This window comes from Pseudomonas sp. 22085, from assembly GCF_052045815.1.
In the GTDB taxonomy this organism is placed as follows: Bacteria; Pseudomonadota; Gammaproteobacteria; order Pseudomonadales; family Pseudomonadaceae; genus Aquipseudomonas; species Aquipseudomonas glycinae.
In genome coordinates, this window is sequence record NZ_JBQEQA010000006.1 from 175,363 (window position 1) to 188,934 (window position 13,572).

The 13,572-nt window shown below is 62.5% G+C and carries 14 protein-coding genes; 2 read left to right on the plus strand and 12 right to left on the minus strand.

All coding sequences use genetic code 11. The features are described 5' to 3' along the window. Positions 1–36: 36 nt before the first annotated feature. Both ACTJK7_RS09205 and ACTJK7_RS09210 read right to left on the minus strand, forming a co-directional pair. The gene (locus ACTJK7_RS09205) at positions 37–381 is read right to left on the minus strand and encodes a YegP family protein (RefSeq protein ID WP_064383011.1); all 345 of its coding nucleotides are present in this window, start codon (positions 379–381) and stop codon (positions 37–39) included. A gap of 22 nt (positions 382–403) precedes the next feature. Then, a complete protein-coding gene (locus ACTJK7_RS09210; RefSeq protein ID WP_007957909.1) occupies positions 404–985 on the minus strand; it encodes a DJ-1/PfpI family protein in 582 nt (193 codons plus the stop codon). Positions 986–1,153: 168 nt separating this feature from the next. Here ACTJK7_RS09210 and ACTJK7_RS09215 point away from each other — a divergent pair, with 168 nt between their 5' ends. Further along, the gene (locus ACTJK7_RS09215) at positions 1,154–2,068 is read left to right on the plus strand and encodes a DMT family transporter (RefSeq protein WP_064383007.1); all 915 of its coding nucleotides are present in this window, start codon (positions 1,154–1,156) and stop codon (positions 2,066–2,068) included. Here ACTJK7_RS09215 and ACTJK7_RS09220 read toward each other — a convergent pair. From ACTJK7_RS09220 to ACTJK7_RS09240, 5 genes are all read right to left on the minus strand, one after another. Then, positions 2,058–3,290 (minus strand): class I SAM-dependent methyltransferase, encoded by a 1,233-nt coding sequence (locus ACTJK7_RS09220; RefSeq protein WP_440780641.1) that lies wholly within the window; start codon positions 3,288–3,290, stop codon positions 2,058–2,060. The two genes, ACTJK7_RS09215 and ACTJK7_RS09220, sit on opposite strands and share 11 nt — an antisense overlap. 90 nt (positions 3,291–3,380) lie before the next feature. Then, the gene (locus ACTJK7_RS09225; RefSeq protein ID WP_064383003.1) at positions 3,381–3,998 is read right to left on the minus strand and encodes a TPM domain-containing protein; all 618 of its coding nucleotides are present in this window, start codon (positions 3,996–3,998) and stop codon (positions 3,381–3,383) included. A gap of 28 nt (positions 3,999–4,026) precedes the next feature. Then, on the minus strand, positions 4,027–4,782 hold the full coding sequence (locus ACTJK7_RS09230) for a TPM domain-containing protein (protein ID WP_108559967.1): 756 nt from the start codon (positions 4,780–4,782) through the stop codon (positions 4,027–4,029). 13 nt (positions 4,783–4,795) lie between these two features. Beyond that, on the minus strand, positions 4,796–5,404 hold the full coding sequence (locus ACTJK7_RS09235; protein ID WP_007957897.1) for a LemA family protein: 609 nt from the start codon (positions 5,402–5,404) through the stop codon (positions 4,796–4,798). A gap of 24 nt (positions 5,405–5,428) precedes the next feature. Further along, positions 5,429–5,665, minus strand: a complete 237-nt coding sequence (locus ACTJK7_RS09240; RefSeq protein ID WP_139831639.1) for a hypothetical protein — start codon at positions 5,663–5,665, stop codon at positions 5,429–5,431. Between ACTJK7_RS09240 and bglX the strand changes: the two genes are divergently transcribed. Then, on the plus strand, positions 5,664–7,955 hold the full coding sequence (gene bglX / locus ACTJK7_RS09245; protein WP_108559965.1) for a beta-glucosidase BglX: 2,292 nt from the start codon (positions 5,664–5,666) through the stop codon (positions 7,953–7,955). The two genes, ACTJK7_RS09240 and bglX, sit on opposite strands and share 2 nt — an antisense overlap. Positions 7,956–8,106: 151 nt before the next feature. Here the strand turns inward: bglX and ACTJK7_RS09250 are convergent, their stop codons facing one another. The 5 genes from ACTJK7_RS09250 to ACTJK7_RS09270 form a co-directional block, all read right to left on the minus strand. Next, positions 8,107–9,264 (minus strand): phospholipase D-like domain-containing protein, encoded by a 1,158-nt coding sequence (locus tag ACTJK7_RS09250; RefSeq protein ID WP_323150793.1) that lies wholly within the window; start codon positions 9,262–9,264, stop codon positions 8,107–8,109. Between the two features lies 1 nt (position 9,265). Beyond that, positions 9,266–9,856 carry a YceI family protein gene (locus ACTJK7_RS09255; RefSeq protein WP_108559961.1) on the minus strand — a complete coding sequence of 197 codons (591 nt, stop codon included), beginning with the start codon at positions 9,854–9,856 and terminating at the stop codon, positions 9,266–9,268. 81 nt (positions 9,857–9,937) lie between these two features. Next, entirely contained in the window at positions 9,938–10,708 is a 771-nt protein-coding gene (locus ACTJK7_RS09260; protein ID WP_108559960.1) for an IclR family transcriptional regulator, read from the minus strand. A 59-nt stretch (positions 10,709–10,767) separates the two neighbouring features. Beyond that, complete coding sequence (locus tag ACTJK7_RS09265) at positions 10,768–12,225, minus strand: amidase (protein WP_108559958.1); 1,458 nt, start codon at positions 12,223–12,225, stop codon at positions 10,768–10,770. Then, positions 12,222–13,532, minus strand: a complete 1,311-nt coding sequence (locus ACTJK7_RS09270) for a citrate-proton symporter (protein WP_064382988.1) — start codon at positions 13,530–13,532, stop codon at positions 12,222–12,224. Before ACTJK7_RS09270 ends, ACTJK7_RS09265 begins: the two co-directional genes overlap by 4 nt. Positions 13,533–13,572 lie beyond the last annotated feature (40 nt).

Here is a 13,572-nt window from a genome sequence, read left to right on the forward strand (position 1 = left end):
TCGCCAAGGATTTGGCGACTGAACGTCATGGGTGGTTCAAAGCACCGGCAGGGTTTTGTCCTTGATCACCTTGGACGGCCCGTTGGCCTTGACGCTTGCAATGCCTTTGGCACACGCCGCATCCGATGAATAGGATTCGCTGCTGCCGATGATCTGGTGATTGGCTGCCTTGAGGTTGAAGTAGGGGTGGCCGTCCTTCGTCGATTTTTTCTCGTAGCGCTCGTCCAGCGGGCTGTTGGTCTGCACCGAGGCAATGCCGCTTTCGGCGGCCGTGCGGCTGGTGTACAGCTCGCTGGTCAGAATGGTTTCGGCATTCGCCGCTTTCAGCACGAACTTGTACTGGCCGTTGCTGCTTTTGCTCAACTCATACCATCCGGACATGGTGTTTCTCCTTATCGATGTGTCACAGGGTGATTTTGGTTCCAAGCAACCCCAGGAAACCGGCCAGCCATTTCGGGTGCGCCGGCCAGGCGGGCGCAGTGGCCAGGTTGCCCTGGACATGGCCGTCCGTGACCGGGATGTCGATGTAGGTGCCGCCGGCCAGCCGCACTTCCGGGGCACAGGCCGGATAGGCACTGCACTCGCGACCTTCAAGAATCCCCGCCGCCGCCAGCAGTTGCGCGCCATGACAGACGGCGGCAATCGGCTTGCCAGCCTTGTCGAAAGCACGCACCAGTTCCAGGACTTTTTCGTTCAGCCGCAGGTATTCCGGCGCACGCCCGCCGGGCACCAGCAGTGCGTCGTAATCCTTGGCATCGACCTTGGCGAAATCGAAGTTCAGGGCGAACTGGTGACCGGGTTTCTCGCTGTAGGTCTGATCGCCTTCAAAGTCATGGATCGCGGTGCGCACGGTCTTGCCGGCGGCCTTGTCCGGGCACACGGCATGCACGGTGTGACCGACCATTTGCAGGGCCTGGAACGGCACCATCACTTCGTAGTCTTCGACGTAATCGCCAACCAGCATCAATATCTTTTTCGCGGCCATGGACAGGACTCCTCTGGTGAATGCGCAGGAATATTCACAGTAGTCCAAGGATCGTGATGGCGTCGCAAACTGTATGGATAACTCTGCGCTCAGCTGTAACAGCCCGATTGCCGTGGTTTGTGGCTAGATGAAGGCACCTCCCTGCCACCTTTGAATCGGTTTGCCCTCATGTCTTCGCGCGAAAACACCGGCATGGCCCTCGGCCTGCTCGGCGTTGTGATTTTCAGTCTGACCCTGCCTTTCACCCGCATCGTGGTGCAGGAACTGCACCCGCTGCTCAACGGCCTCGGCCGCGCCTTGTTCGCGGCGATTCCGGCAGCGGCGCTGTTGTTGTGGCGACGGGAAAAGTGGCCGACCTGGAAGCAGGTCAAAGGCCTGAGCCTGGTGATTGCCGGGGTGATTCTCGGTTTCCCGGTGCTGTCGGCGTGGGCCATGCAGACCTTGCCGGCGTCCCACGGTGCGCTGGTCAACGGTTTGCAGCCGCTGTGCGTGGCGCTGTATGCCGCGTGGCTGTCCCATGAACGTCCGTCGAAAGCCTTCTGGGCCTGTGCGGCGCTGGGCAGTGCGCTGGTGCTGGGTTATGCGTTGTACACCGGCGCCGGCAGCATTCAGGCCGGGGATTTATTGATGTTGGGTGCGATTGCAGTGGGCGGTCTGGGTTATGCCGAGGGCGGGCGTCTGGCCCGGGAGATGGGCGGCTGGCAGGTAATCTGCTGGGCGCTGGTGCTGTCGACGCCGCTGCTGATCGGTCCGGTGTTGTACCTGGCGTTGCAGCATCAGGGCGCGGTGTCGGCGAAAACCTGGTGGGCCTTCGGTTACGTCGCGCTGTTTTCGCAGTTCCTGGGTTTCTTCGCCTGGTACGCCGGGCTGGCCATGGGGGGCATTGCCCGGGTCAGTCAGATCCAGCTGTTGCAGATCTTCTTCACCATCGCGTTTTCCGCGCTGTTCTTTGGGGAACATGTGGAGCCGATCACCTGGCTGTTCGCCTGCGGGGTGATCGCGACGGTGATGCTCGGGCGCAAGACCGCGGTGCGCCCGGCTCAACCGGGCACGTTACCGGCGGGGGTTCAGCTCAAGCCTTGAGCTTCAGCAGGCCGTCAGCGAGCAGCAGGGTTTCGAGGCAGTGCTCGCTGATCTGGTAGAACGCCTTCAACTCCTGAATCTTCACCAGCAACTGAGTCGGGTCCACCGGCTCGGCGCGCTTTACGGCGAGGATCATCTTGTTCTTGTTGGTGTGGTCCAGCGAGATGAACTCGAACACCTTGGTCTCGTAACCGCAGGCTTCAAGGAACAGCGCACGCAAGCTGTCGGTGACCATTTCCGCCTGCTGGCCCAGGTGCAGGCCGTATTGCAGCATCGGCTTGAGCAGCGCCGGGCTCTGGATCTGCAGGCGAATCTGTTTGTGGCAGCACGGCGAGCACATGATGATTGAGGCGCCGGAGCGGATGCCGGTGTGGATCGCGTAATCGGTGGCGATGTCGCAGGCATGCAGGGCGATCATCACGTCCAGCTCGCTCGGCGCCACGCTGCGCACATCACCGCATTTGAACACCAGCCCCGGATGTTCCAGTTTCGCGGCAGCGGTGTTGCACAGATTGACCATTTCTTCGCGCAGCTCGACGCCGGTGACTTCGCCCTCAGCCTTCAACGTGTTGCGCAAATAGTCATGGATGGCGAACGTCAGGTAACCCTTGCCCGAACCGAAATCCGCCACCCGCACCGGTTTGTCCAGAGCCAGCGGCGACGAGGTCAGCGCGTGGCTGAAGACCTCGATGAACTTGTTGATCTGCTTCCACTTGCGCGACATCGCCGGGATCAGCTCGTGTTGCGCGTTGGTCACGCCCAGGTCCTTGAGGAACGGTCGGTTCAGATCGAGGAAGCGGTTTTTCTCGCGGTTGTGCTCGGCGGACGGCACTTCGCGCAATTGCTGGGGTTTGCTCATGAACAGCGAGCTCTTGCCCTTTTTGCTGTATTCGAGCTGGGCTTCATCAGTCAGCGCCAGCAAATGCGCATTTTTGAACGCCGCCGGCAGCAGCCCGGCAATCGTCGCCAGCGCTTCGTCCAACGGCAGGTTCTTGGTAATGTCGCGGGTCTTGTAGCGATAAACGAACGACAGGCACGGCTGCGCCTTGACCGTTACCGGCTTGATGATGATCCGCTGCAGGTCCGCTTCTTCGCCGACGTACTTGGCCAGCACCAGTTTGATGAAGCCGTTCTGTTCGAGGCTGGTTTGCAGCAGCTCGATGAACCGGGCGTGGTGATCGGGCGCCGGTCTGGCAGATGCGGAAGGAGCGGTAACGGACATGGGAAAAAGCGGCCTCGGACGGGCAAATCGGGAATGGCCGCTAGTTTAGGGGGGATGGCGTTCGAGGGCACGGCTAATTTCCCGAACGGCTTATCCCAACACCACCAAGCGATTGGGCAACTCATTCCTCACCTGCGTCACCGGCACATGCACCTTGAGCAACTCGCCGCACGCTTCAATGCAGGTGACAAAGCCCTGCAACGTCTGCCCCTGTCGCACCTGCTCGGTAAACACCGCGACAATCGAATCCCAGCTCTTGTTATCCAGCTTTCTGGAAATCCCTTCGTCCACCAGAATCTCCACATACCGCTCCGCCTCGCAGACAAAAATCAGCATGCCAGTGCTGCCCACCGTGTGATGCAGGTTCTGTTCGAGAAACTGCCGCCGCGCCAGGTTCGAGGCACGCCAGTGGCGGACGTGGCGCGGGATCAGATGAGTGGTGACCTTTGGCAGACGAAACACCAGGCACAGCACGACAAAACTGACCCACTGCACCAGCAACAGGCTGTGCATCGTCAGCCAGCCCGTCAGGTAATGCACGATCCCCGGCACCACCAGCGCCAGCAGGCTGGCCCACAGCAGCGGGATGTACGCGTAGTCGTCGGCGCGGGCCGCGAGCACCGTCACCAGTTCGGCGTCGGTCTCGCGCTCGACCCGGGCGATGGCCTCGGCGACCTTGCGTTGTTCGTGTTCAGTCAGTAATGCCATGTCGTGAAGTGCCTGCTCATTATTGTTATCACCAGCCGCCGGAGGATCCGCCCCCGCCGAAACTGCCACCGCCGCCGCTGAAGCCCCCGCCTCCACCGCCGCCGCCGCCAAAACCTCCGCCACCAAAGCCGCCCCCTCCTCCGGAGCCGCCCCGGCCGGCGGGAAGGATACCGAGCATCTGGCAGACAAAAACAGTCAGGATGAACAACATCACCAGAAATACGAACAATGCCGGGTGGCGCGAGACGAAATCATCCGAGGGGTCGCCAGCCGACTCATACACCGTGGACGGTTCGTCCAGCGGATTGCCGCCCAGCACCACCAGCATCGCCGCCACGCCGTCGCTGATGCCCTTGCTGAAGTTGCCGGCCTTGAACGATGGCGTGATCACCTGATGGATGATCACCGAACTCTGGGCATCGGTCAGGCGATCTTCCAGCCCGTAGCCGACTTCGATGCGCAATTTGCGCTCGTCACGGGCGACGATCAACAGCGCGCCGTTGTTTTTGTCCTTCTGGCCGATGCCCCAGTGCCGGCCGAGTTCGACGCCATAGTCCTCGATGGTGGCGCCTTGCAGGTTCGGCAGCGTCACCACCACCAACTGCTCGCCGGTCGCCTGTTCGTGGGCCTGCAACTGCTGGCTCAGTTGCGCCCGCACCGACGGCTCGATCATCTGCGCGTCGTCTACCACCCGCCCGGTCAGCGCCGGAAAGGTCATTTCGGCCCGGGCGCTGACGGTGAACAGCCACAACATCAGCACCAGGCCCATCTTCAACACACGCATGGGCATCCCCGGCTCAGAACTTCACTTCCGGGGCCTTGTCCGCACCGGGGCTGGTGGCTTCGAAGGTCTCACGGATCGGCAGATCGCTGTACATCACGCTGTGCCACAGGCGACCAGGAAAGGTGCGGATCTCGGTGTTGTATTTCTGCACCGCCAGAATGAAATCACGACGGGCCACGGCGATGCGGTTTTCCGTGCCCTCGAGTTGCGATTGCAGGGCGAGGAAGTTCTGGTTGGCCTTCAGGTCCGGATAGCGTTCGGACACCACCATCAACCGGCTCAAGGCACCGGTCAGTTGATCCTGCGCCTGCTGGAACTGCTTGAGTTTTTCCGGGTTGTCGAGGGTGCTGGCATCGACCTGGATCGACGTTGCCTTGGCCCGGGCCTCGATCACCGCGGTCAGGGTTTCTTCCTCATGCTTGGCGTAGCCCTTCACGGTTTCCACCAGATTGGGAATCAGGTCGGCGCGCCGCTGGTACTGGTTCTGCACCTGGCCCCAGGCGGCCTTGGCCTGTTCGTCGAGGGTCGGGATGTTGTTGATGCCGCAAGCGGTCAACAACGTGGCCAGCACCAGCAGGGTGGCGACCTGCAAACGCGAGCGGTAGACAGGACTGACATTCATCGGACGGGTGCTCCCTTACATATTTCATGAATAATGAATCGCGAAACATTCTTGGCCGGCGGTTGCGGCATAATCGCCCCGCCACTGGATTGCGGCGGGCCGATGGGCTAAAAAGAGGCCCTGCGCGATCATGTCGCCGAGACGTTCGACGTACATTCGGCTGTCGTTTTCTGAATCAGCACCCGAACAACAATAGTCGCTCCCTACATTTTGGCTGGCCGGTGTTGTAACGCCGTTTAGGCCCTTGAGAAAACTATTCATGAAGAAGCTGTGTTTGCTGGGCCTGTTCGTCAGCCTGGCCAGTCATCAAGTACTGGCCGCCACGACCCCGGTCCCCCTGGAAAACAAGGACGCGTTCATCAGTCATCTGATGAAACAAATGACCCTCGACGAGAAGATCGGCCAGTTGCGCCTGATCAGCATCGGCCCGGAAATGCCCCGCGAGCTGATCCGCAAAGAGATTGCCGCCGGCAACATCGGCGGCACCTTCAACTCGATCACCCGCCCGGAAAACCGTCCGATGCAGGACGCGGCCATGCGCAGCCGGCTGAAGATTCCGATGTTTTTCGCGTACGACGTGATCCACGGTCACCGTACGATTTTCCCGATTCCACTGGCCCTGGCATCGAGCTGGGACATGGACGCCATTGGCCGGTCCGGGCGCGTTGCAGCCAAGGAAGCCGCCGCCGACAGCCTCGACATCACCTTCGCGCCGATGGTCGATATCTCCCGCGACCCGCGCTGGGGCCGCAGCTCCGAAGGTTTCGGTGAAGACACCTACCTGACCTCACGCATCGCCAAAGTCATGGTAAAGGCCTATCAGGGCGAGACCCCGAGCGCGGCCGACAGCATCATGGCCAGCGTCAAGCACTTCGCCCTGTACGGCGCGGTCGAGGGCGGTCGCGACTACAACACCGTCGACATGAGCCCGGTAAAGATGTACCAGGACTACCTGCCACCGTACCGCGCCGCAATTGATGCCGGCGCCGGTGGCGTGATGGTGGCGCTGAACTCGATCAACGGCATCCCGGCCACCGCCAACACCTGGCTGATGAACGACCTGCTGCGCAAGGAGTGGGGCTTCAAGGGGCTGGCGGTCAGCGACCACGGCGCGATTTTCGAACTGATCAAGCACGGCGTGGCCCGCGACGGTCGTGAAGCGGCGAAGCTGGCGATCAAGGCCGGCATCGACATGAGCATGAACGACACCCTGTACGGCAAAGAGCTGCCGGGGCTGCTCAAGTCCGGCGAGATCGAGCAGAAAGACATCGACAACGCGGTGCGTGAAGTGCTCGCCGCCAAGTACGACATGGGCCTGTTCAAGGATCCGTACCTGCGCATCGGCAAGGCCGAAGACGATCCGGCCGACACCTACGCCGACAGTCGCCTGCACCGCGCCGATGCCCGCGAAGTGGCGCGTCGCAGCCTGGTGTTGCTGAAGAACCAGAACGAAACCCTGCCGCTGAAGAAAACCGCGAAGGTTGCGCTGGTCGGTCCGCTGGCCAAGGCCCCGATCGACATGATGGGCAGTTGGGCCGCCGCCGGTCGTCCGGCGCAATCGGTGACCCTGTTCGACGGCATGAGCAATGTGATCGGCGACAAGGCGAACCTGATCTACGCCCGTGGCGCCAACATCACCAGCGACAAGAAGGTTCTCGATTACCTGAATTTCCTCAACTTCGACGCCCCGGAAGTGGTCGATGACCCGCGCCCGGCCAACGTGCTGATCGACGAAGCGGTGAAAGCCGCCAAAGACGCTGACGTGGTCGTCGCGGCCGTGGGCGAGTCCCGTGGCATGTCTCACGAATCGTCGAGCCGCACCGACCTGAACATCCCGGAAAACCAGCGTGAGCTGATCCGTGCCCTGAAAGCCACCGGCAAGCCGTTGGTGCTGGTGCTGATGAACGGCCGTCCGCTGACGATCCTCGAAGAGAAAGAACAGGCTGACGCGATTCTGGAAACCTGGTTCAGCGGCACCGAAGGCGGCAACGCCATCGCCGACGTGCTGTTCGGCGACTACAACCCGTCGGGCAAGCTGCCGGTGACCTTCCCGCGTTCCGTGGGCCAGATCCCGACCTACTACAACCACTTGAGCATTGGCCGGCCGTTCACGCCGGGCAAACCGGGCAACTACACCTCGCAGTATTTCGATGACACCACCGGTCCCCTGTTCCCGTTCGGTTTCGGTCTGAGCTACACCGATTTCAGCCTGAGCGACATGGCGCTGTCCTCGACCACCCTGAACGCCACCGGCAAGCTCGACGCCAGTGTCACGGTCAAGAACACCGGCAAGCGTGACGGCGAAACCGTGGTGCAGCTGTACATCCAGGACGTCACCGGTTCGATGATCCGTCCGGTCAAGGAGCTGAAGAACTTCCAGAAAATCATGCTCAAGGCCGGCGAGCAGAAGGTTGTGCACTTCACCATCACCGAGGATGACCTGAAGTTCTACAACGCCCAGCTCAAGTACGCGGCCGAGCCTGGCAAGTTCAACGTGCAGATCGGCCTGGACTCCCAGGACGTGACGCAGCAGAGCTTTGAACTGCTGTAACTGTTAAAGCTAACCGATCGTTCCCACGCTCCGCGTGGGAATGCCTCAATGGACGCTCTGCGTCCGCTTTGGGACGCGGAGCGTCCCGGGCTGCATTCCCACGCGGAGCGTGGGAACGATCAACGCTCTGCGTGGGAACGATCAACTGCGACTAGCCGCGTCTGTCGAGCAAGTTGACCACCACCCGATCCACCCAGCCCCAGATCCGCTGCTTCACCCGCCGCCACAGTGGCCGTTTTCGCCATTCCTCCAGACTCACCTGCTGACTCAGGCCGAAGTCCTTCTCGAAACTCGCCGCCACCGCTGCCGTCAGTGACGGATCCAGCGCTTCCAGATTCGCTTCAAGATTGAAGCGCAGATTCCAGTGATCGAAATTGCACGAGCCGATGCTCACCCAGTCGTCCACCAGCACCATTTTCAGGTGCAGGAAACACGGCTGGTATTCGTAGATTTTCACCCCGGCCTTGAGCAGGCGCGGGTAGTAGCGGTGCCCGGCATAACGCACCGACGGGTGATCGGTGCGCGGTCCGGTCAGCAGCAGACGCACATCGAGCCCCCGAGCGGCAGCCTTGCGCAGGGAGCGGCGGATTTTCCAGGTCGGCAGAAAGTACGGCGTGGCCAGCCAGATACGCTTTTGGCCACTGTTCAAGGCGCGGAACAGCGATTGCAGAATGTCCCGATGCTGGCGGGCGTCGGCGTAGGCCACACGGCCCATGCCCTCGCCCGTGTCCGGCACGCGCGGCAGTCGTGGCAGGCCGAAATGCGCATTGGGCCGCCACGCCCGGCGATGGCGGTTGGCGATCCATTGGCGGTCGAACAACAACTGCCAGTCGAGCACCAGCGGGCCGGTGATCTGCACCATGACCTCATGCCATTCGCTGGTGTCGTGGCCCGGCGTCCAGAACTCATCGGTGACCCCGGTGCCGCCGACCACCGCCAGACGCTGGTCGACCAGCAACAGCTTGCGATGATCGCGATAGAAATTGCCGACCCAGCGCCGCCAGTTCAGCCGGTTGTAAAAACGCAGCTCGACCCCGGCACCAGTCAGCCGCCGGCGCAGCGTGAGGGTAAACGCGAGGCTGCCGTAATCATCGAACAGGCAACGCACCCGCACGCCCCGCTCCGCCGCCAGCACCAGTGCCTGCACGATGGTTTCGGCACAGGCACCGGCTTCCACCAGATACAGCTCCAGTTCGATCTGCTCACGGGCGCGGGCAATCTCGTCGAGCATGCGCGGGAAGAATTGCGGGCCGTCGATCAACAGCTCGAAGCGGTTGCCATCACGCCACGGAAACACCGCGCCGCGCATGTCAGCGCGCCGTGAAGATCAGCACCGCACCCACCGGCACCGACAGACTGATGGCCGACAGGCCGGCCAGGTTGCGCAGGCTTTCCAGGCCCGGCAGCAGATCGAAATCCTCGGCGCTGATCACCAGCGGCTCCAGCGTCACCACTTGAAAGCGTCGGTCATCAAGGCGCGTGGCAAGCAGTTCGGCGGGGTATTCGTGCTGTTTGCCGTGCAGGTTGACGGTCAGCGGCAGGCGCAATTCAAGCTGCGCGCCGGGGGCCAGATCGTTGATCGGGCGCAGGTCGATCTGGGTGGTGATGGTCGCTTCGGGGAATTGCTCGATCTGGAACAGCTCCTTGCGCATGCGCTCGTCGCGCAGCGGGATGCCGCTGTTGATCGAGTCCAGCTCGACTTCGACTTCGGCGCGGCCATCGGGATCGACCTTGCCGTGCAGCACCAGAAAGCGCTGTACTTCGGACACGTTGGCGTTTTTCGTGCTGACGAACGACAGCCGCGACGATTCGCCGTCCAGATACCAGTTGGCCTGGACCGGCAGCGCAGCGGCGCCCAGCAGCAGGCCGGCGAAGGCGTTGCACAGAGAACGGTTGAACATTGAAGACTCGTGGGGACGATAAACGTGCACGAACCTTAACTGGCCTTGGCGTTATTGCAAACTGTCAGTCTGTGCAAACACTCAGGCCAATGCCTGCTGCACCTCGCCGATGGTCGACGCGAGGCTGTTGAGGTGCAGGCTCAGCACCCGTTCCACCGGCGCCTGATCCATTGGCCAGTGCAGCGCCATGCTGCCGACCAGACGCCCTTGCGCACGAATCGGCAAGGCCACCGCGCGAATCAGGAACGGCAGGCGCACCGGGTATTCCCAATAACCTTCGGTGCGCTGGCCGAAGCCCTGATGCAAGGCTTGTTCGGTGGCCTGCAATACACCGTCATCCGCCAACTGTTCGCGTTCGGCCAGACGTTTCACGTCCCGGCTATCAAGTTCGCCAAGGCACGCGCGGCCCATGGCCGAATGAAACAGGCTGGCGTGATGGCCGACGATCTGACAGTTGTTCGGATAGCGCTTGCGCAGCACTTGCGGAATCGCGCTTTCCATCACTTCGACCCGCTCGCCGTCGAAGCACGACAGATCCGCCACCAGCCCGGTGCGCTCGCTCAGCTCCAGCAGCATCGGCGCGGCGCTTTCCACCAGGTGGCGTTTGAAACGTTGCTGACGGTCACCGAACAGTCGCTTGGCGCACAACCGGTAGCGGCGATCGCTGAGGCCGCGATAGATCCAGCCCTGCTCCTGCAAGGTCGCGAGCATCCGCGACACCGTGGCCTTGGGCAGAGTCGTCAGGTAGTGCAACTCTTCCAGCCCCAACGCCTGATGCTCGCCGAGCAACTCGACGATGGCCAGCGCCCGTTCGACCGAGCGCACGCTACCAGTGTCTGCCTTGCTGCCCATGTGTTCGACCTCCATGGATACGGATGAAAGATCACTTCGTGCAGCAAGATGCGGGCCGCTCAGGCTGATTGCAGGCATGCCGGCGGTCGCCGTTCGACCCAGCGGGTCAGCTGTTCATGGGCGTAGGCCAGTTGCAGCACCGCCCGATCCGCCTGGGCGGGGCCGATGATTTGCAGGCCCATCGGCAGCCCGGCCAGGTTGAAACCGACCGGCACGCTGATGCTCGGCAGCCCCGCCAGCGTCGGGCCGATCACCACCTCCATCCAGCGGTGATAGGTGTCCATGGTCTGCCCGCCGACGACTCGCGGCCACGCTTGCTGTGCATCAAAAGGGAACACTTGGGCGGTGGGCAACAGCAGGAAATCGTAACGCTCGAATAACTCGCTCAACGCGCGATACCACTCACTGCGCGCGACCGACGCCTGATAAACCTCGGCAGCAGTCAGACGCAAACCGCCTTCGATTTCCCATTGCGCTTCGGGTTTGAGCAACGCCCGCTTTTGCGGATCGGCATACGCCGCGCCGAGGCTGCCCTGCACCAGAAAATGCCGGTGGGTGAGCCAGGTCTGCCACAGGCGTTCCATGGAAAAGTCCGGCTGACAGGCCTCGACGTGGCAACCCAGCGCACTGAAATCCGCCAGCGCCGATTCGCACAGGCTCAACACGCCGTCTTCCATCGGCAGATAGCCGTTGTAATCGCCGAGCCAGCCGAGGCGCAGGCCGCTGCAGTCCTGTTGCAGATCCAGCCCGAAATCCCGTGGTTCATCAGCCAGCGACAGCGGCACGCGCGGATCGTAGCCGGCCTGGGTCGAGAGCAATCGCGCGACGTCGGTGACCGTGCGCCCCATCGGTCCTTCGGTGGCCAGTTGCTGGACGAACACTTCCGGCATCGGCCCGTGGGGCACGCGGCCCTGGGACGGGCGGAAACCGAACACGTTGTTGAACGCCGCCGGGTTGCGCAGCGAGCCCATCATGTCACTGCCGTCGGCCACCGGCAGCAGGCGCAGGGCCAGTGCCACCGCGGCCCCGCCGCTGCTGCCGCCGGCGATCAGGCTCGGATCGTAGGCGTTGGTAGTGGTGCCGAACACGCTGTTGTAGGTCTGCGAACCGAGGCCGAATTCCGGGACGTTGCTTTTGCCGATGATGATCGCGCCGCAGTCGCGAACCCGCGCCACGCTGATCGCGTCGTGCTGCGGCACTTGATTGGCGAACAGTGGCGAGCCGAGGGTCGTGCGCAACCCGGCGGTGGCCGCCAGGTCCTTGATCGCCTGGGGCATGCCGTGCATCCAGCCTCGGGACTCGCCGCGATCCAGTTGCCGATCGCATTCATCGGCCTCGCGCAGCAGCACGTCTTGCGGGCGCAGCGAAACCAGCGCATTGACCGCCGGATTGAAGCGATCAATGTGCGTCAGGTAGGCCTGCATCACCTCACGGCACGACATCTTGCGGGCATGGATCGCCCGGGACAGCGCATCGGCGTCGAGGGCGACAATCGGATCAATGGCTAACGGACTCACGGTTTCACTCCCAGGTTGAGCGCAACGGATTTCTTCGCGCGTGGTGCCTCCTGCAAACAGTAAGTACCGAGCAGGGTCAGCAGGCAAGCGAACAAGACATAGAACGACGGCGCCACCGGGGTGTTCAGAACTTTACTCAGCCAGGTGACGATCAGCGGCGCAAAACCACCGAACACCATCACCGCCACGTTGTAGGCCACGGACACGCCGGTGGAGCGCACTTCGATCGGGAACTGCTCGGCCAATGCCGTCGGGGCCGGGCCGAAGAATCCGCCAATCGCCGCGCACAGCAGCAGTTGCATCACCAGCAAACGCTCGATCGAAGGCGCCGCCGCCACCCACACGTAAAGCGGATAGACCATGACGAAAAACGCCAGGGTGAAGGCCATCAGCACCGGCCGCCGACCGAGGCGATCCGACAGGGCGCCGGAGAACGGAATCACCACGGTCATCAACCCCACCGCAAGCATCTGCACCAGCAACACCTGGTCCAGCGGCAGACCGAGGTTCTTGTGGGCGAAGGTCGGCATGTTCACCAGCACCACGTAAAACGACACCGTCGCCCCGCACGCCAGGCCCATCGACACCAACAGGCTGCGGCGATGTTCGCGCAACACCTGCCACAGGCCGGGGGCTGCGCCTTTGGCTTTCTTGCGCGCTTCGAGAAACTCTTCCGGTTCCTCCATGTGCTTTCGAATCCACAAGCCCACCGGGCCGATCAACAGGCCGAGCACAAACGGAATCCGCCAGCCCCAACTGTCCAGCGCCTCGGGGGAAAACAGGTGCGTGACCAGCGCCACCATCGCCGCGCCGCTGAACACCGCCAGGCATTGCCCGACCAGTTGCCAGGAACCGTACAGGCCCTTGCGATGGGCCGGCGCGCTCTCCACCAGAAACGCCGTGGCGCTGGCGTATTCACCGCCCGTGGCAAAACCCTGAAGCATCCGCGCCACCACGATCAGCAACGGCGCGCCCATGCCGATGGCGGCGTGGTTCGGCGCGAACGCGATCAGGGCGATGGACACGGTCATCAGGCGGATGATCATCTGCATCGCGGCTTTGCGACCTTTGCGGTCGGAGTAGATGCCGAGCAGGATGCCGCCCACCGGCCGCATGAAAAAGCCGACGCCGAAGGTCGCCAGCGCCATCAGCAGCGAAGCGTAGTCGTCGTCGGACGGGAAAAATTGCCGGGCGATGATGCTCGCCAGAAAGCCATAAACGATGAAGTCGTACCATTCCAGGGCGTTGCCAATGACGGCGGCGACCACTTGCCGGGTGCGCGAAACGCCTGCGTTCGAAGTCTGCATGGGGATTCTCCAGAAGCTGTGGGTTGACCACGCAGGCGCG

Bases quoted from the DNA above. Each gene is read 5' to 3' on its own strand.
- ACTJK7_RS09205 (WP_064383011.1), bottom strand. From the start codon at position 381: ATGTCCGGATGGTATGAGTTGAGCAAAAGCAGCAACGGCCAGTACAAG.
- ACTJK7_RS09210 (WP_007957909.1), bottom strand. From the start codon at position 985: ATGGCCGCGAAAAAGATATTGATGCTGGTTGGCGATTACGTCGAAGAC.
- ACTJK7_RS09215 (WP_064383007.1), top strand. From the start codon at position 1,154: ATGTCTTCGCGCGAAAACACCGGCATGGCCCTCGGCCTGCTCGGCGTT.
- ACTJK7_RS09220 (WP_440780641.1), bottom strand. From the start codon at position 3,290: ATGTCCGTTACCGCTCCTTCCGCATCTGCCAGACCGGCGCCCGATCAC.
- ACTJK7_RS09225 (WP_064383003.1), bottom strand. From the start codon at position 3,998: ATGGCATTACTGACTGAACACGAACAACGCAAGGTCGCCGAGGCCATC.
- ACTJK7_RS09230 (WP_108559967.1), bottom strand. From the start codon at position 4,782: ATGCGTGTGTTGAAGATGGGCCTGGTGCTGATGTTGTGGCTGTTCACC.
- ACTJK7_RS09235 (WP_007957897.1), bottom strand. From the start codon at position 5,404: ATGAATGTCAGTCCTGTCTACCGCTCGCGTTTGCAGGTCGCCACCCTG.
- bglX (WP_108559965.1), top strand. From the start codon at position 5,664: ATGAAGAAGCTGTGTTTGCTGGGCCTGTTCGTCAGCCTGGCCAGTCAT.
- ACTJK7_RS09240 (WP_139831639.1), bottom strand. From the start codon at position 5,665: ATGAATAGTTTTCTCAAGGGCCTAAACGGCGTTACAACACCGGCCAGC.
- ACTJK7_RS09250 (WP_323150793.1), bottom strand. From the start codon at position 9,264: ATGCGCGGCGCGGTGTTTCCGTGGCGTGATGGCAACCGCTTCGAGCTG.
- ACTJK7_RS09255 (WP_108559961.1), bottom strand. From the start codon at position 9,856: ATGTTCAACCGTTCTCTGTGCAACGCCTTCGCCGGCCTGCTGCTGGGC.
- ACTJK7_RS09260 (WP_108559960.1), bottom strand. From the start codon at position 10,708: ATGGGCAGCAAGGCAGACACTGGTAGCGTGCGCTCGGTCGAACGGGCG.
- ACTJK7_RS09270 (WP_064382988.1), bottom strand. From the start codon at position 13,532: ATGCAGACTTCGAACGCAGGCGTTTCGCGCACCCGGCAAGTGGTCGCC.